Source organism: Bradyrhizobium sp. USDA 241, assembly GCF_049739505.1.
Lineage (GTDB): Bacteria > Pseudomonadota > Alphaproteobacteria > Rhizobiales > Xanthobacteraceae > Bradyrhizobium > Bradyrhizobium liaoningense.
Genome location: NZ_JBMGPZ010000001.1, coordinates 110937 through 126772 on the forward strand (window position 1 = coordinate 110937; position 15836 = coordinate 126772).

Here is a 15836-nt window from a genome sequence, read left to right on the forward strand (position 1 = left end):
TCAACACTACAGACGCCCCCACGCCCGGTGGATGAGCGCCTGAATCTCGAAATTCACCGCGTCCAGTGCCTCAATGGCACGATCGTAGGTGTCCCGATTGAAGCTGCCGCGTTCGACCTCATACAAGGTCTGCTTCGTCAGTCCTGCGTCCGAGATGGCAGTCGACTTCAGCATGGGGTTCTTGAGGATCTCCTCAGCGAGCATCGACTGCATGAAGCCCAGCATTTGGGTTTGCGGAATATCCGTCGGCTCGAATCGGGTGATCAAATATCGAAGCCAGTCGATTTTGACGGGCGCGCCCTTCTCCCGGATTGCCCTAACGAAGTTTCCGAGCATCAGCAGGAACTGGCTCATGGACATAAGGTCCAGCATCTGCGGATGGACGGTAATCAGAACAGAGCTGGAAGCGGTCAGCGCTGTCAGCGTCAGGAAGCCCAGTTGCGGCGGGCAATCAACTACGACGACATCGAATCGATCGTCTACTTCCTCAAGCGCGCGGCCGAGGCGTTCATAGAACCGCTTCCCCTCGTTCGAGCCCTGCATCGAGAGCGGCGTGTCGTACTCGTATTCCTGAAGCTCGAGGTTTGCCGGGATGATCTCAAGCAAAGGGAAATTGGTCCGCAGAATGACGTCGGCAACCGGCCGACGCTTTTCGTCGTACCTGATCGCGTCGTACAGCGACGGATTCCGATCGAGCTCCGGCTGAAAGCCGTGAAGCGCCGAGAGCGAGGCCTGCGGATCAAGGTCAATTGCGAGCACACGATGCCCGGTCAGGGCGAGATGCTGGCTCAGATGGGCGGCCGTCGTGGTCTTCCCAGAGCCCCCCTTGAAATTAACGACAGCGATAACCTGGAGCTTCTCCCCGGGCTTGCGGGAGGGGACGTATTTCTTCGCGTCTGACCGTCCGTTTTTGTCGAGATAGTGCCGCAGCTCCATCATCTGTTCCGCAGTATAGAAGCGCCTTCCACTACCTGCGATAGTGGGCTCCGGACCTTTCTTTTCGAGATGTAGTCTTTTGAGGTTGTTCGGGCTGACGCCGAGATAGTGGGCGACTTCCGACATCGGGAACAGACGGAGCGTCTTCTTCGCGTCCGGAGGAAATTTCTCCAGGCGAAGCTGATCGAGCTTCCTTGAGATCTCGTCGCCCTGTGCGAGGATTTTCTCGTCAAACTCGAATGTCGGGAGCAGGCCCATCCTAATCCACCCTACCTAGAAAATGGCGCCACAAACAGCAAAACGTGCCGGTCAGGCGCCAGTATGGGAGATTCGGCCCGTGTGGCAAGTCCTTTAAGGTTAACAACATCTTAACGGCTATTCTCAGCCGCGCGGAACGAGCAAGTGATTCGTTCCGATTCGTCTAATCTTATCGAGGGCTTACAAAGCGCTCGTGGAGCGAGGCCGCATCGTTTTCTGCCCCGTTAATTCTACAGTCAAAGCGACCCTTTTGGCCTCGACTAGAGCTGCAACCCGACCAAATCCGACGCCGAAGGCGCGACTCATCGCGAATCGGAGCTCGCCGGGGCCCCGTTAATTCAACAGAGCGTACGAGCCGCCGCGCCGTGCTGACTTGCCTCCGTTCACGAACGCGACGGAGGATTCGACGAATGCGGGCAATTGCGATCGATGCCAACGAACACGGCGGATTGGGGTCTCTGGTCGATGAGATGCATCAGTTGCGCGCCCGGATGTTCGCCGACCGGCTCGGTTGCCAGGTCAGGATCGAGTACGGCCGCGAGCGCGATGAATACGACGCGCTTGACCCGACCTACCTCCTGGCCCTGACGAACCACGGCGGCGTCGCCGGCTGTGCCCGTCTGCTTCCGACCACGGGCCCGACCATGCTGTCGCGGACCTGCCCGCAACTGCTCCCGGGCGGCGGGTTACGAAGCAAATCGACCATGATCGAGAGCTCGCGCGTTTGCCTCCTCGACACGCGCGTCGGGAGGAGGGGAGGCCGGTTCCTGCACGAGGCCACGCTGACAATGTTCGCGGGGATGATCGAGTGGTCGATGTCGAATGGCTTCGGCGAGATCGCCACGGCAACGGACGTGCGCTTCGAACGCATCCTCCAACGGGCGGGCTGGCCCATGACGCGCTTTGGCGGCGTAAAGCTCATCGGCGAGACCATGAGCGTCGCCGGCATCCTACCGGCCGGCCAGGCAAGCTTCGATCGGGTCTGCCCGCCTGGCTATCGGTCCGACCTGCGGCACCTTCAGCGCGTCGCTGCGTGAGCGATATGGCCGAACTTCGTTCTCATCCGCGGCTCGTCCGCAAACTCCAGGATGCGCTTGGCGACCAGATATGCGCCGCGCTCAATGATCCGGCGGTCGTCGAAGTGATGCTCAATCCGGATGGCCGGTTGTTCATTGAACGACTAGGCCAAGGGATGACCGCTGCCGGGACCATGCTGGAGGCGACCGCCGAGATCATTATCGGCAGTGTCGCCCATGCGCTGCAATCGGAGGCCGACGACGAGCGTCCGATCATTTCGGGGGAACTGCCGATCGGCGGTCATCGCTTCGAAGGTTTGCTGCCGCCCGTCGTCGGCGCCCCCACATTCACGATCCGAAAGCGGGCTTCGCGTCTCTTCAATCTCGAGGACTACGTGACGCAGGGCGTGATGACGACCGACCATCTTGCGGTCATCCGCAACGCCATCGCTTCGCGCTTGAACATCGTGGTGTCGGGCGGCACGGGCTCGGGCAAGACAACACTCGCCAATGCCGTGATCGCGGCGATCGTGGCGCACGCGCCTGAACACCGCCTGGTCATTCTCGAAGATACGGCCGAGATCCAGTGCGCGGCCGACAACACCGTCTCGCTTCACACCAGCGACACGGTCGACATGGCGCGCCTGCTCAAGAGCACGATGCGGCTACGGCCCGATCGCATCATCGTCGGAGAAGTACGCGACGGCGCGGCGCTCACGCTGCTCAAGGCGTGGAATACCGGCCATCCCGGCGGCATCACCACCATCCACGCCAATAGCGCCGTTTCGGCGCTGCGCCGTCTCGAGCAGCTCACAGCCGAAGCCAGTCAACAGCCCATGCGCGAGGTCATCGGCGAGGCGGTCAATCTGATCGTCTCGATCGAACGAACGGATCGCGGCCGCCAGGTCCGCGACGTGCTCCATGTCGAGAGCTTCTCAGCGGGCCAATACCGAACCCAGTCCTATGCCCCGAAGGAGGAACGCCATGTCGCATAACCGCATGATGATTGTCGGCACGAGCGCCGCATTGCTCGCGCTCCTGATACTCGACCCCGCCTTTGCGTCGACCAGCGGCGGCGGCAATCTGCCTTGGGAGAGCCCGCTTCAGCAGATCCAGCAATCGATCACGGGTCCGGTGGCTGGCTTCATCGCGCTTGCAGCTGTGGCCGTTGCAGGCGGCATGCTGATCTTCGGTGGCGAGCTCAACGATTTCGCGCGACGCCTCATGTATGTCGTGCTTGTCGCCGGCATTCTGCTCGGCGCCACACAGATCGTGGCTCTATTCGGTGCAAGCGGCGCGTCGATCGGTGATGTCACGCGTGCAGCGGCCAGCGCCGATGGGGCAGGGGAGCCCGGTCATGGCTGAGGTCGGGGCCAATCTGCGACGCAATCGCATTCACCGCGCGCTGTCGCGGCCGAACCTGCTATTCGGCGCCGATCGCGAGCTTGTGCTATTGACAGGCCTTGCCGCCGTCATCCTGATCTTCGTCGTGCTCACCTGGTATGCGGCGATCCTCGGCGCAGCTATCTGGATCGTTGTCGTCGCGGCGCTGCGGATAATGGCGAAGGCCGACCCGATGATGCGGCGGGTCTATGCCCGTCACATCTCCTATCGGCCTCACTACCGGGCGACCTCGACGCCCTGGCGTCGTTACTGAGGTCCGCTCATGGTCGCGCTGCGTACATTCCGTCATTCTGGCCCGTCCTTCGCCGATCTCGTGCCCTATGCCGGGCTCGTTGCGAACGGGGTCGTGCTGCTCAAGGACGGCTCGCTGATGGCGGGCTGGTATTTTGCCGGGCCGGATTCCGAGAGCTCGACGGATGCCGAACGCAACGAGGTCTCGCGCCAGATCAACACCATCCTGGCGCGCCTCGGTTCCGGCTGGATGATCCAGGTCGAGGCGGTGCGGGTGCCGACCACGGATTATCCGGCGCAGCAGGACTGCCACTTTCCCGATCCGGTGACGCGGGCGATCGACGACGAACGCCGCAGCCGGTTCGAGCAGGAGAGGGGACATTTCGAGAGCCGGCACGCGATCATTCTGTCCTGGCGGCCGCCCGAGCGGCGGCGCGCGGGTCTCGCGCGCTACATCTATTCCGATACCGAGAGCCGATCAGCCTCCTATGCTGATACGGCGATCGAGAGCTTCCGCACTTCGATCCGCGAGGTCGAGCAGTACCTCGCCAGCGTCCTGTCCATCCGGCGCATGGAAACGCGCGAGGTTGAGGAGCGCGACGGCACGCGCATAGCGCGTTACGATGAACTGTTCCAGTTCATCCGCTTCTGCATCACCGGCGAGAATCATCCGATCCGCTTGCCGGATATCCCGATGTATCTCGACTGGCTGGCGACGGCCGAGCTCCAGCATGGCCTGTCGCCGACGGTCGAGAACCGCTTTCTCGGCGCCGTGGCGATCGACGGTTTCCCGGCCGAGAGCTGGCCGGGAATCCTCAACTCCCTCGATCTGATGCCGCTGACCTATCGCTGGTCCTCGCGTTTCATGTTCCTCGACGACCAGGACGCGCGGCAGAAGCTCGAGCGCACCCGCAAGAAATGGCAGCAGAAGGTCCGCCCCTTCATCGACCAGCTCTTCCAGACGCAAAGCCGCTCGATCGATCAGGATGCGGCCGCCATGGTGGCCGAGACCGAGGATGCGATCGCACAAGCCTCTTCGCAACTCGTCGCCTATGGCTATTACACGCCGGTCATCGTGCTGTTCGACGAGAGCAGCGCGCGCCTGCAGGAGAAGGCCGAGGCGGTCCGTCGCCTGATCCAGGCCGAGGGTTTTGGCGCGCGCATCGAAACGCTGAACGCGACGGAAGCCTTCCTCGGCAGTCTGCCGGGCAATTGGTACGCCAACATCCGCGAGCCGCTCATTAACACGCGTAACCTCGCCGACCTGATCCCGCTCAATTCGGTGTGGTCGGGCAATCCGACCGCGCCATGCCCGTTCTATCCGCCTAGCTCCCCGCCATTGATGCAGGTCGCATCCGGTTCAACACCCTTCCGGCTGAACCTGCATGTCGACGACGTCGGTCATACCTTGGTGTTCGGGCCGACGGGCTCCGGCAAGTCGACGCTGCTCGCGCTGATCGCAGCGCAGTTTCGCCGTTATGCCGGCGCGCAGATCTTCGCCTTCGACAAGGGCCGCTCGATGATGCCGCTGACGCTGGCCGCCGGCGGCGACCACTACGAGATCGGCGCCGACGACGCGGATGGTGCGCCAGCGCTCGCGTTTTGTCCGTTATCAGACTTATCGACGGACACCGATCGCGCCTGGGCGGCCGAATGGGTGGAGACGCTCGTCGCCGTGCAAGGCGTCTTGATCACGCCCGATCATCGCAATGCCATCTCGCGGCAGATCGGCCTGATGGTTAAGGCGCGCGGACGATCGCTGTCGGATTTCGTGTCGGGCGTGCAGATGCGCGAGATCAAGAACGCGCTGCACCACTACACGGTCGACGGTCCGATGGGCCAACTGCTCGATGCCGAGAGGGATGGCTTGCAACTCGGCTCCTTCCAGACCTTCGAGATCGAGCAGCTGATGAATATGGGCGAGCGCAACCTCGTCCCGGTCCTCACATACTTGTTCCGTCGCATCGAAAAGCGGCTGACCGGCGCACCGAGCCTGATCATTCTTGACGAGGCCTGGCTGATGCTCGGCCATCCTGTCTTCCGCGACAAGATTCGCGAATGGCTGAAGGTGCTGCGCAAGGCCAATTGCGCAGTGCTGCTCGCCACGCAGTCGATCTCGGACGCCGAGCGCTCCGGCATCATCGATGTGCTGAAGGAAAGTTGCCCGACAAAGATCTGCCTGCCGAATGGCGCCGCGCGCGAGCCCGGTACACGCGAGTTCTACGAGCGTATCGGCTTCAACGAGCGCCAGATCGAGATCGTGGCAACCGCGGTTCCCAAGCGCGAATACTACGTCGCCTCGCCCGAAGGCCGTCGCCTCTTCAATATGGCGCTCGGACCCGTCGCGCTCTCCTTTGTCGGTGCGTCCGGCAAGGACGACCTGAAGCGCATCCTGGCGCTGAAGAAGGCCGAGGCCAATTGGCCCGTTCACTGGCTCAAGGAAAGGGGGATCGGCCATGCCGAGACGCTTCTCGCAACTTCGTAAGGCGCTCTTCGCCGCCATCATCATCGGATCGCCGACGGCCGGTCCCGCGTTCGCCGGCGCCGCAGCAGGCGGCGCCACCGAGTTCACGCAGATCCTCAACAACGGCGAACTGGTCAGCCTCGTCGGCCAGTCGACGACGCAGATCAACAACCAGATTCAACAAATCTCGCAGCTCGCCCAGCAGATTCAGAACCAGCTGAGGATCTACGAGAACATGCTGCAGAACACAGCACAGTTGCCGTCGCATGTCTGGGGGCAGGTCGAGAACGATCTCAAGCAGCTGCAGAACGTCGTCAACCAGGGCCAGGGCATGGCGTTCTCGATGGGCAACATCGATGACGTGCTCAAGCAGCGCTTCCAGAGCTACGCCCAGTTCAAGACCAATCTGCCCAATGGGGCGAGCTTCGCGTCGACTTATCAGACCTGGTCGACGACGAACCGCGACACGATCTCGAGCACGCTGCAGGCGGCGGGTCTCACCTCGCAGCAATTTGCGACCGAGAACTCGACGATGACGCAACTCAAGACGGCCTCGGAGAGCGCTGATGGCCAAATGAAGGCGCTGCAGGTCGGCCATGAGATCGCCGCGCAGGAAGTCGCCCAGATGCAGAAGCTGCGGGGTCTGATCTCGCAGCAGACCACCATGATGGCAACCTGGTTCCAGTCCTCGCAGGCGAGCAAGGACCTGTCGCAGGCGCGCCGGGAGCAGTTCTTCAACGCGACTGCGCCGGCCACCTCCGGCGGCCAGCCCATGGAGCCGCGCTGGTGAGACCGTCCACGATCATCATCGTCATCCTCGCGATCGGCGCCGGCGCTGCAGGGGCCTGGCTCGTTTTCGCGCCGCGCGCTTACGGGGGGCAGCCGGCTGCATCGCGTTCCAGCGACTTCTTCAAACCTCCGCAGGACTACGAGACGTCCGGCGGCCAGCAGATGAAACCGCGTTGGTAGGATAAGGGGGCAGGGGGTGCGTGGGATTAAACCGGGGCTCATTCTGATCATCGCGATCGGCATCGTCGTTGCTGCGCATCCGGCATTGGCGCAGCAGGACGGCAGCGTTCTCACGACGCTGGAGAATTCGGTGACGACGGCCGCCAAGGGCTGGCAGACGACGGTCATGCAGGCGGCCAAGTCGTTGTTCTGGATCCTCGCTGGCATCGAGGTCGGACTTGCCGCGGTCTGGCTTGCCATTCAGACCGCAACGCTTGACGCCTGGTTCGCCGAGATAGTGCGACGGATCATGTTCATCGGCTTCTTCGCTTTCGTGCTCGACCAGGGGCCGAGTTTCGCGAAAGCGGTCGTCGACAGCCTCTACCAGATCGGTGCCGGCGGCGGCTCGGCTTCGCCGGCGGATGTGTTCAACGCGGGTCTCAAGGTCGCCTCCGCGATGTCGCAGAACGCGCAGTTCGGCCTGTTCCAGGACAATGCGCTCGCAATCGCCTCGGTCTTCGCCATGGTGATCGTGGTGATCGCCTTCTCGCTGGTCGCCGCGATCTTCGTGGCTGTCATGGTCGAGATGTATGTCGGCCTGCTCGCCGGCATGATCATGCTCGGCCTCGGCGGCTCGTCCTTCACCAAGGATTTTGCCATCCGCTACCTCGTCTACGCCTTCTCCGTCGGCATGAAGCTGATGGCGCTGGTGATGATCGCCAAGATCGGCTCCGACGCCTTGTTGAACCTTACCAACCAGACCGGTACCGGCAACGACGCCTTTGTCGGAACACTGGCGATCGGCGGCATCTCGGTCGTCGTCTTCATCATCTCGATGTACGTGCCGAGCATCGTGCAAGGCGTCGTGCAGGGCGTCTCCGTCGGCAGCGGCATGGAGGTAGTGAAGCATGCGGGGCAGGCGGCGAGCTTCGCCGCCGGCAGCGCTACGCTTGCCATGGGAGGGGCAAGGGCAGGGGCAGCCGGGTTCAGTTCCGCGCGTGCTGACGGCGCCTCGTTTGGCGCGGCCGCCCTCAAGGCGATGACGCAAGGCATCGGCACGGCGGGCGGCGCGCTCGCCTCCGCCACACGCGACCAGGCGATCGGCGCGCCGGGCTCCTTCGGCACCTCAACGCTTGGCCTCGCCAACGCCAAGCTCGATCAGCGGGTCGCCCAGAAGAAATCGGCGAACAGGCCGTGAGCGACAGGACCCGCCAGATGAAGAATAGAGAGCCTTTCCCGAATGCCTGCGCATAATCCGCCCGACAATCCCTATCTCGCCGCGCGTCAGGAATGGAACGAGCGCTACGGCTCCTATGTGAAGGCGGCCGCGACGTGGCGCACCATCGGCATCGTCGCCATGGTGATGGCGGTGATCGGCTTCGCCTATGCGCTGTTCCAGAGCACGCAGGTCAAGCTTGTCCCTTACATCGTCGAGGTCGACAAGCTCGGCACCGCCGCGAGCGCCGGCTATCCGCAGCAAATCGAGTATGCGGATCCGCGGGTGGTGCGCGCGACGCTCGGCAGCTTCGTTGCGAACTTCCGATCGGTGACGCCCGATGCAGTCGTGCAGAAGCAGTATATCGACCGCACCTACGCGCTGCTGCGGACCTCTGATCCCGCCACGCAAAAGATCAATGATTGGTTCCGGAGCAACTCGCCGTTCGAGAGGGCCAAGACGACGACGGTCGCCGTCGAGGTCAACAACATCGTCGCCCTGTCCAACCAGTCGTATCAGATCGACTGGACTGAATTCGAGTGCGACAGGAAGGGAAAGCAAACCGGCGAGCACCGCTATCGCGGCATCGCCACCGTCACGCTGACCCCACCCCAGGACGAGCAGACCATCCGGCTCAATCCGATCGGCCTCTACCTCCGTGATTTCGACTGGACGGCGCAACTATGAAAGGGGCGGGGACGCAGATGCACCTAAACACAACAAGGCTTCATGCATGCAGTGTTCTCGCGGTATCCGTCTGCGGCTTGCTGCTTGCCGATGTCAGCGCGCACGCGCAGCCGATGAGCGCCAAGGAGCGAAAGGGCACGGGCATTTCGAGCCAATGGCGTGGATCGACCGGCCTTGTGACGCGCGGCGCGGACGGCAAGGTCGTCTTCCTGTTCGGGGAGGTCCAGCCCTCGGTCGTCTGCTCGCCGCTCGAGGTTTGCGACATCGAGCTCGAGGCCGGTGAGGTCGTGCGCGATGTGCTGGTTGGCGACACCGTGCGCTGGAAGATCGAACCGGCGACGTCTGGCGCGGTCGGCGGACAAGCCATCCACCTGATCGTCAAACCGTCCGAGCCTGGGCTCGTCACCTCGATGGTGGTGACGACCTCGCGGCGGACCTATCACATCCAGCTCAAATCGAATGCGAGCCAATACATGGCGCGCGTCGGCTTCGAATATCCGGAGGCTGTCAGCAGCCGGCTCGGGGACATCAACGCGCGGCTTGGCACTGACGTGCTTCCGGGCGCCGGCGTTCCCGCCGAGCAGTTGAGCTTCGCCTATAGCGTGAGCGGCAACGCCTCCTGGCGGCCGACCCGCGTCTACAGCGATGGCGTGAAAACCTATATCCAGTTTCCATCATCGCTCTCCGGACAGGATGCACCGGTCCTGTTCGTGGTGTCGGGCGGCCAGAACCGCATCGTCAACTACCGGCTAAAGGGCGACATGATGGTGGTCGATTATCAGATCGACACCGCCATTCTGGTCTCCGGCGTCGGCTTTTGGAACCAGGACAAGGTGACGATCCGGAGGGGAGGATGAGAGCTGGCCCCGGTTGTTTGGACAGCGCCCCGCTGGATTTAAGTGGATTCCTGCCGGGTTATGCTGAACGCGGGGCTTTACGGTTTTGTCGTTGCGTCGGGAGGGCGTAGCCCGACCAGAGCGACGACAAAACCGTCGGCGACGGTCATGCGGCCATCACCATAGCTTGCGTGCCGAAGTAAGCCTCGTCGGGCGTGCGCCCGTCAAGGCTCGAGTGAGGGCGTCCCTGATTGTAGAAGGCCAGATACTTGGCAATTGACGCTCGCGCCTCGGACACGCTGTCGTAGGCGCGGAGATATACTTCTTCGTATTTGACCGTGCGCCAGAGCCGCTCGACAAACACGTTGTCGCGCCAGGCGCCCTTGCCGTCCATGCTGATGGCGATCTTCGCGTCCAGCAGCACATCGGTGAACTCGAGGCTGGTGAACTGGCTGCCCTGATCCGTGTTGAAAATCTCGGGCCTGCCGTGCTTCGCCAACGCCTCCTGGACCGCTTCGACGCAGAAGGCCGCCTCCATTGTGATCGAGACGCGATGGGCCAGGACCCGTCGGCTGAACACATCGACGACCGCCGCGAGATAGACGAAGCCACGCCGCATCGGAATGTAGGTGATGTCCATTGCCCACGCATGGTCGGGCCGCTCGATCTTCAATCCGCGCAACAGGTACGGGTAGATCTTGTGACCCGGAGCCGGCTTGCTCGTGTTCGGGCGACGATAGACCGCCTCGATCCCCATGCGCTTCATCAGCGTCGCGATGTGGCGGCGACCGGCGTATACGCCCTCCCGCCGCAGCAACGATCGCAGCATACGCGCTCCCGCGAAGGGATAATCGAGATGCAGCTCATCGAGCCGACGCATCAAGGCAAGGTCCTCGGCCGAAACTGGCCGAGGTTCATAGTAGACCGTGCTGCGAGCCAGCTTCAGGACCTTCGCCTGGCGCACGATAGAAAGATCATGATCGCGGTCGATCATCCCTTTGCGCTCAGCAGGCCCGCCTTGGTGAGCGCGCCGGACAAAAAATCGTTTTCCAACGCCAGCTCGCCGATCTTGGCATGTAACGCCTTCAAATCGACCGGCGTCTCGGCCGATGTCTTGTCATGCCCAAACACGCCGGCGGCGCCTTCCAGGAGCTGGTTTTTCCAGATCGTGATCTGGTTCGGATGAACATCAAACAGTTGCGCCAGCTCCGCCAGTGTCTTGTCGCCTTTGACCGCAGCCAAAGCAACCTTCGCCTTGAATGCCGGAGAATGCGTCCGGCGGCTCTTCTTCGTCATCTTCGCTCCTGATTCGCAGCAAGAATCCTCGCCGCTGTCAGGCAGAAAATCCACTCAAGCTACTGTCCGAATTTGCGGGGCCAGCTCTATCAGCGCCGCCACCATCGATCGCCTGCTCGTCGATGTGAAGATCGCGGCGAGCGGCGGCAGGCGGCGCCGTGCCGGGTTCCATTCGGCAATCCGGCGCGAGGTCCCGATCCGCACCTTCAATGACTGGAACAGCCCGCCGCCGGGCTTCTGCGAGGTCGACATGGTCGCCCATGGCGGCACGTCGGTGGCTGGCTCGTTCATCCAGACCCTGACGATGGTCGATATCGCCACGGGCTGGACGGAGTGCCTGCCGTTGCTGACGCGGGATGGCTCGCTGGTTGCCGAGGCGATCAACCGCGCACAGAGCCTGTTCCCCTGGCTCTTGCGCGGCGTGGACTTCGACAACGACAGCGCCTTCATGAACGATGTCGTCGTGCCATGGTGCCGCCAACAGAAGCTCGAGGTGACGCGCTCGCGTGCCTATAAGAAGAACGATCAGGCGTTCGTCGAGCAGAAGAATGGTGCCGTCGTCCGCCGCCTCATGGGCTATGGCCGCTTCGATGGCGTCGAGACGGCGCGTATGATGGGCCGCCTTTATGCTGCGGCACGGCTCTACGTCAACTTCTTCCAGCCGTCGTTCAAGCTGAAGGAGAAGCGTCGCGAAGGGGCTAAAGTGATCAAGCGTTATCATGCTCCGTTGACGCCCTATCAGCGCGCGCTGGCCCATCCCAAGGTGACCGCGGCTGTAAAGCGGCGGCTACGCGATCAGTATCGCTCGCTCGATCCGGTCGCGCTGTTGGCCGAGATTCGCGCAACCCAGGACGAACTCGGCAATCGCGTCGATCGTCGTGCCGGACAGGCGCGCTGCCTGCAACGCGCTTGCACGAGCACCGCGCCGGCGACCGCGGCGACGTTTGCGAAGACGCTCGGCAAGACGGTGACGGCCGGCGAGCCGCGTGCCACGCACCGGCGAAGCCGTCGGCCCTATAAGACCAGGGTTCGCATGCCGTCCAAGCTCGACCCGCATCTTGCTGCGATCGAAGCCTGGCTCGCAGAGCAGCCGCAGCTGACTGCACTCGCCATCGTCGGCCGGCTGAGCGAGAAACACCCCGAGGAGTTCGGGACGAGACAGCATTCGATCGTGCAGCGTCTGCTGAGGGCGCTTAGACGGAGGGCTGCCGAGCAGTTGGTCGCGGAGGAGTCGCTCGGCGACGCCACCACCGCTGCCCCATTGTCCGGGGTTGTGGACGGCTCGGGCTATGTAGGGCCCGACCCGCCCACAGCCCCTCCCACCGAGCAAGCTTGGAAAGCAACCTGGCGCGGCCAATCAGTCGACATCGCATCGACCGCTGCAACGGCGCCATCAGGGTAACATTCGCAGATGCGGCAATACGGGGGGTCAAATTTCGATCCGCATTCACACCCTGAAATCCGCGCTCACGATCCCGCGAAACGCGCACACAGGACGGCGTCGCAGCGGAAGCGGCGGGCGATCACCAGGAGCTGTACGATCCGCCCCGAAAGCGGGAGATCGGTCACGCGTCGCCGATACCGGCTATGGACACGCCGGGAAACTGTTCCGCACAATGGACACAGACCAACGCTTCCGGACGCCCGGATCTCAATGACGGCCTTATCACCTTCGTAGTATGCACTCTCTACAACAAACCCACGCGGCACCAGACTGGAGCGGTGGAGTGCTTGCTGCATGGCGTTGATTCTCCTCCAATCAAAGCGCCACGCATCCCCCAAACTGCATCAAAAGTGAGTCAGATGGGGTATTCGGCCTGTTGCTGAGCCCCGCGTTAGCAGGGTGCTGCGCTTCAGGTTGATGATAAACGTGGTCTGTTTTCGAACAGCCACAAGCATCAGACGGAGAAGCGCAGCATGAAACATTACGCTGGACTGGACGTGTCGGTCAAAGAGACGTCCCTGTGCATTGTCGACGAAACGGGCCGCATTTGCCGGGAAGCGAGGTTGGTGAGTCACCCGGACGATCTTCTTGCTGCACTCAACGATCCGATTTGGCGGTTTGATCGGATTGGGCTCGAGGCTGGACCGCTGTCGCAATGGCTGTTCAGCGGGCTGGCGGAGGCTGGCCTGCCGGTAATCTGCATCGAGACGCGACATGCCAAGGCGTTCCTCAAGGCGCAGGTGAACAAGAGCGACCAGTCAAGGAGGCTCCGCGTACAAAGCCGCGTGGATGCCTTGACGGGTTGCGCTGCTGACCTATTCACCCGACCTTGCCGGCCGGGTGGCGAAGCATCCAAAGGAGGCTCATCGACTGGGGTCCTTCATCGCGCCGCGAGACTTCGTCGAATGCTGAATACGAAGCTAGCCCGTCCTATTCGTGAGAGTGCGGCTTTGGGGCCCGATTGATCCGGCCGAACATCTTGTCTGACGAGGCGCACAGGATTGCCTTCGGCTTTTCACCGCCTGACGACCCGTACTTTGCAACGCGCTTGAGGTATAGGTTGGGCGAACGGGGGGCGGACGCCCCGCCGGTCAAGGACCGAGCGGCAGCAGCGCACCGGGCAAGCAGCGGATCAGGTCGGCTTCGGGACATGCCGCGGCGAACGCAAGGCGAATGCGGCTCGAGGTCTCGACCACACGGGCGGCGATTTTCAAGAGCCGAAGACGCAGCGTCGCGAACTCGGCAGCGGCCAATTCCCGGACTTTGGGAATGGCGTCGCGCACGGTCAGCATCAGCCAATAAGCGGCCGTATGGAGCAGGAGACGGACCTGGTTGGCGAGCGCCGAACGGCAGCTGGTGCGGTCGGAGGCGAGCTGCGTCTTATGCAGCTTGATCAGATTCTCGGCTTGGCCGCGCGCGCAATACAGGCTGTCGTAGATCCACTCGGCCGAGCCGACATCGAGGCTGGTGACGACGAAACGGATGTCGAGGCCGAGCATCGTCGCCTCAATACGGGCGACGGTGCGCCGTTCGCGATCCCAGGACTTTGCCTTGTGGCGCGTCTCGGTATAGCCACGCAGAACCGGCAGGTTCTCGATGGCGCGTCGGGTGCGGATGTCGTCGGCGACCTCGTCGACTTTTCTGGCGAGAGGCTTGGTGCCGGACAGACCGAAGATGTAGTCGATGCCGTTGGTCTCGCACCACGCCATGGCCTCCGGCCGGGCATAGTGCCCGTCGCCACGGAACGTAATTCGCGTGTTGTGCCACCGCGTCCGGATATGCCGTACCAGGCGGCGCAGATGGGCACGCACCTCGACGCCGCCCGGCGTCTTGCCGGGCCGCAGCACGACGGCCACGGGCCGGCTCTTATCCGTGTCGTAGACGTGGATCGACCGCCATCGAAGGCAGCTGTGACTTTCTTGGCGTGAACGGCTGGAAACGAGGATGGCAGAATCGTATCATCGGTCATGGCGGGCGTGGTTTAAGGTGATGGGGTGGCTTCGCAACCGAATCCTACGCCGCATCAGCGCTTTACACCACGCTCGCCAGCCCTCAGGCGCACTCTTACGAATAAGACGGGCTAGCGCTCCATCTCGCCCATAAGAATTTCATCTGAGACGTATCGTGGATTGGAAATGACAGTCCGCATTTCCGCATTCTTGCCCTCGTCCGCAAACCGGAATCCCTTCTTGTAGAAAAATGCTGAAGCTCCTTCATCTTGAGAGAGAAGGGATAGCTTGGAAAGGCCCGCGGACTGCCTAGTATGATCGGCGACTTCAATCATAGCCGTCCCGACCCCTTTGTACCTCGACCGGCCGAGATTTTCTATGCTGAGAATTCGCAAACTGTTGCGCCCCGGCGCCACGGTCATCGCTCCCACCTTATTGCGTTCATTGGCATCAGTAAACAAAGAAACACTTTGGGCGTTGCCAATATTGCTACTTACTCTGTGTAGGCGGACTGACACACCTGTCCTCTTGTCAAAAGCGGAAGACGCTGGTCCAGCAGCTAAAGCGGCCGTAAAAGCAGCACCATCTGCGCCAGAAGTGCCGGCCAGCGCATCGCGCTGCTGGTCCACACTTTGCCCGTCGGAGGGCCAGTTGTTGTAATTGGTTCTCATCACAACGAGCTACTATTTGGACGAGCTGACAGAAAGCTGACAAAGCCGACGCATGAGCCGGTCCTTTACGAATAAGACGGGCTAGACTGCCGCTGGGGGTCACTCCGATGGGTGAAGCCAAGCGCAGACTTGAGGAAATGAAGGTGGCACCTTGTCGTTGTCGATCGGGGCGACAATCGGCTTCCTGCTGTTTTGATGGTGTTCGATGGCACAAGCCGGCTTCAGGGCTTGACCTTCGATCCGGCTCGCCCAGTACGACACTTGAACGCTGTTACATGCAGGAGCTGGGAAATTGCGAAGCGCCAATCTCCGGCGAGCATCTGATCAGCGAGGCTGTGATCGAAATACTTCGCGGGGACGGTAATTTCACGGCCTCTGGACTGCCTTGGCTCGAAGCAGGCGAAACAAAGGCGCTGGCTCCAAAGAATCTCACCGCGAGCTATGCGGGAAACTGGGTGATGACGGAATGAGATAGGCGGC

At 62.3% G+C, this 15836-nt stretch carries 16 protein-coding genes and 2 pseudogenes; 13 read left to right on the top strand and 5 right to left on the bottom strand.

Going from position 1 to position 15836, the window contains the following annotated elements; all coding sequences use genetic code 11:
* Positions 1-6 precede the first annotated feature (6 nt).
* Positions 7-1194, bottom strand: coding sequence for a plasmid partitioning protein RepA (gene repA / locus ABIF91_RS00655; RefSeq protein WP_035679254.1), 1188 nt, complete (start codon positions 1192-1194; stop codon positions 7-9).
* Between the two features lie 410 nt (positions 1195-1604).
* On the opposite strand from repA, the gene traI reads away from it, so the two are divergent.
* The 10 genes from traI to trbG are packed head-to-tail and all read left to right on the top strand — an operon-like array spanning position 1605 to position 10017.
* The gene (gene traI, locus ABIF91_RS00660) at positions 1605-2231 is read left to right on the top strand and encodes an acyl-homoserine-lactone synthase TraI (protein ID WP_035679252.1); all 627 of its coding nucleotides are present in this window, start codon (positions 1605-1607) and stop codon (positions 2229-2231) included.
* 5 nt (positions 2232-2236) lie between these two features.
* Complete coding sequence (gene trbB, locus ABIF91_RS00665; RefSeq protein ID WP_038381012.1) at positions 2237-3205, top strand: P-type conjugative transfer ATPase TrbB; 969 nt, start codon at positions 2237-2239, stop codon at positions 3203-3205.
* Positions 3195-3575, top strand: coding sequence for a TrbC/VirB2 family protein (locus ABIF91_RS00670; RefSeq protein WP_028152998.1), 381 nt, complete (start codon positions 3195-3197; stop codon positions 3573-3575). Before trbB ends, ABIF91_RS00670 begins: the two co-directional genes overlap by 11 nt.
* Positions 3568-3867, top strand: a complete 300-nt coding sequence (locus tag ABIF91_RS00675; protein ID WP_028152997.1) for a conjugal transfer protein TrbD — start codon at positions 3568-3570, stop codon at positions 3865-3867. The genes ABIF91_RS00670 and ABIF91_RS00675 overlap by 8 nt, the downstream gene beginning before the upstream one ends.
* Before the next feature lie 9 nt (positions 3868-3876).
* Positions 3877-6330 (top strand): conjugal transfer protein TrbE, encoded by a 2454-nt coding sequence (locus ABIF91_RS00680; RefSeq protein WP_424578673.1) that lies wholly within the window; start codon positions 3877-3879, stop codon positions 6328-6330.
* The gene (gene trbJ / locus ABIF91_RS00685; RefSeq protein ID WP_060907882.1) at positions 6302-7099 is read left to right on the top strand and encodes a P-type conjugative transfer protein TrbJ; all 798 of its coding nucleotides are present in this window, start codon (positions 6302-6304) and stop codon (positions 7097-7099) included. Before ABIF91_RS00680 ends, trbJ begins: the two co-directional genes overlap by 29 nt.
* The gene (trbK, locus tag ABIF91_RS00690) at positions 7096-7278 is read left to right on the top strand and encodes an entry exclusion protein TrbK (RefSeq protein WP_060907883.1); all 183 of its coding nucleotides are present in this window, start codon (positions 7096-7098) and stop codon (positions 7276-7278) included. Before trbJ ends, trbK begins: the two co-directional genes overlap by 4 nt.
* A gap of 16 nt (positions 7279-7294) precedes the next feature.
* The gene (trbL, locus tag ABIF91_RS00695; RefSeq protein WP_028180954.1) at positions 7295-8455 is read left to right on the top strand and encodes a P-type conjugative transfer protein TrbL; all 1161 of its coding nucleotides are present in this window, start codon (positions 7295-7297) and stop codon (positions 8453-8455) included.
* Between the two features lie 42 nt (positions 8456-8497).
* Positions 8498-9160 (top strand): conjugal transfer protein TrbF, encoded by a 663-nt coding sequence (locus ABIF91_RS00700; protein ID WP_284278624.1) that lies wholly within the window; start codon positions 8498-8500, stop codon positions 9158-9160.
* Positions 9157-10017, top strand: a complete 861-nt coding sequence (gene trbG, locus ABIF91_RS00705; RefSeq protein WP_424578674.1) for a P-type conjugative transfer protein TrbG — start codon at positions 9157-9159, stop codon at positions 10015-10017. The genes ABIF91_RS00700 and trbG overlap by 4 nt, the downstream gene beginning before the upstream one ends.
* Before the next feature lie 145 nt (positions 10018-10162).
* On the opposite strand, the gene ABIF91_RS00710 is transcribed toward trbG, so the two are convergent.
* A protein-coding gene (locus ABIF91_RS00710; RefSeq protein WP_424578689.1) for an IS3-like element ISRj2 family transposase occupies positions 10163-11292 on the bottom strand; the annotation gives its coding sequence in 2 pieces (ribosomal slippage) (positions 10163-11040 and positions 11040-11292; 1131 coding nt in all).
* 124 nt (positions 11293-11416) lie between these two features.
* Here ABIF91_RS00710 and ABIF91_RS00715 point away from each other — a divergent pair.
* Complete coding sequence (locus ABIF91_RS00715) at positions 11417-12694, top strand: transposase (protein WP_424578675.1); 1278 nt, start codon at positions 11417-11419, stop codon at positions 12692-12694.
* Between the two features lie 65 nt (positions 12695-12759).
* Here ABIF91_RS00715 and ABIF91_RS00720 read toward each other — a convergent pair whose 3' ends face one another.
* Positions 12760-13032 carry a transposase family protein gene (locus ABIF91_RS00720; protein WP_080586306.1) on the bottom strand — a complete coding sequence of 91 codons (273 nt, stop codon included), beginning with the start codon at positions 13030-13032 and terminating at the stop codon, positions 12760-12762.
* 177 nt (positions 13033-13209) lie between these two features.
* On the opposite strand from ABIF91_RS00720, the pseudogene ABIF91_RS00725 reads away from it, so the two are divergent.
* Positions 13210-13497, top strand: a pseudogene (locus tag ABIF91_RS00725) (IS110 family transposase); the annotation flags it as partial.
* A 330-nt stretch (positions 13498-13827) separates the two neighbouring features.
* On the opposite strand, the pseudogene ABIF91_RS00730 reads toward ABIF91_RS00725, so the two are convergent.
* Together ABIF91_RS00730 and ABIF91_RS00735 are read right to left on the bottom strand one after the other, a co-directional pair.
* Positions 13828-14625, bottom strand: a pseudogene (locus ABIF91_RS00730) (IS1380 family transposase); the annotation flags it as partial.
* A 191-nt stretch (positions 14626-14816) separates the two neighbouring features.
* On the bottom strand, positions 14817-15356 hold the full coding sequence (locus ABIF91_RS00735) for a GNAT family N-acetyltransferase (RefSeq protein ID WP_014498653.1): 540 nt from the start codon (positions 15354-15356) through the stop codon (positions 14817-14819).
* Between the two features lie 275 nt (positions 15357-15631).
* Between ABIF91_RS00735 and ABIF91_RS00740 the strand changes: the two genes are divergently transcribed.
* Positions 15632-15826, top strand: coding sequence for a hypothetical protein (locus tag ABIF91_RS00740; protein WP_424578676.1), 195 nt, complete (start codon positions 15632-15634; stop codon positions 15824-15826).
* The last annotated feature ends 10 nt before the right edge of the window (positions 15827-15836 follow it).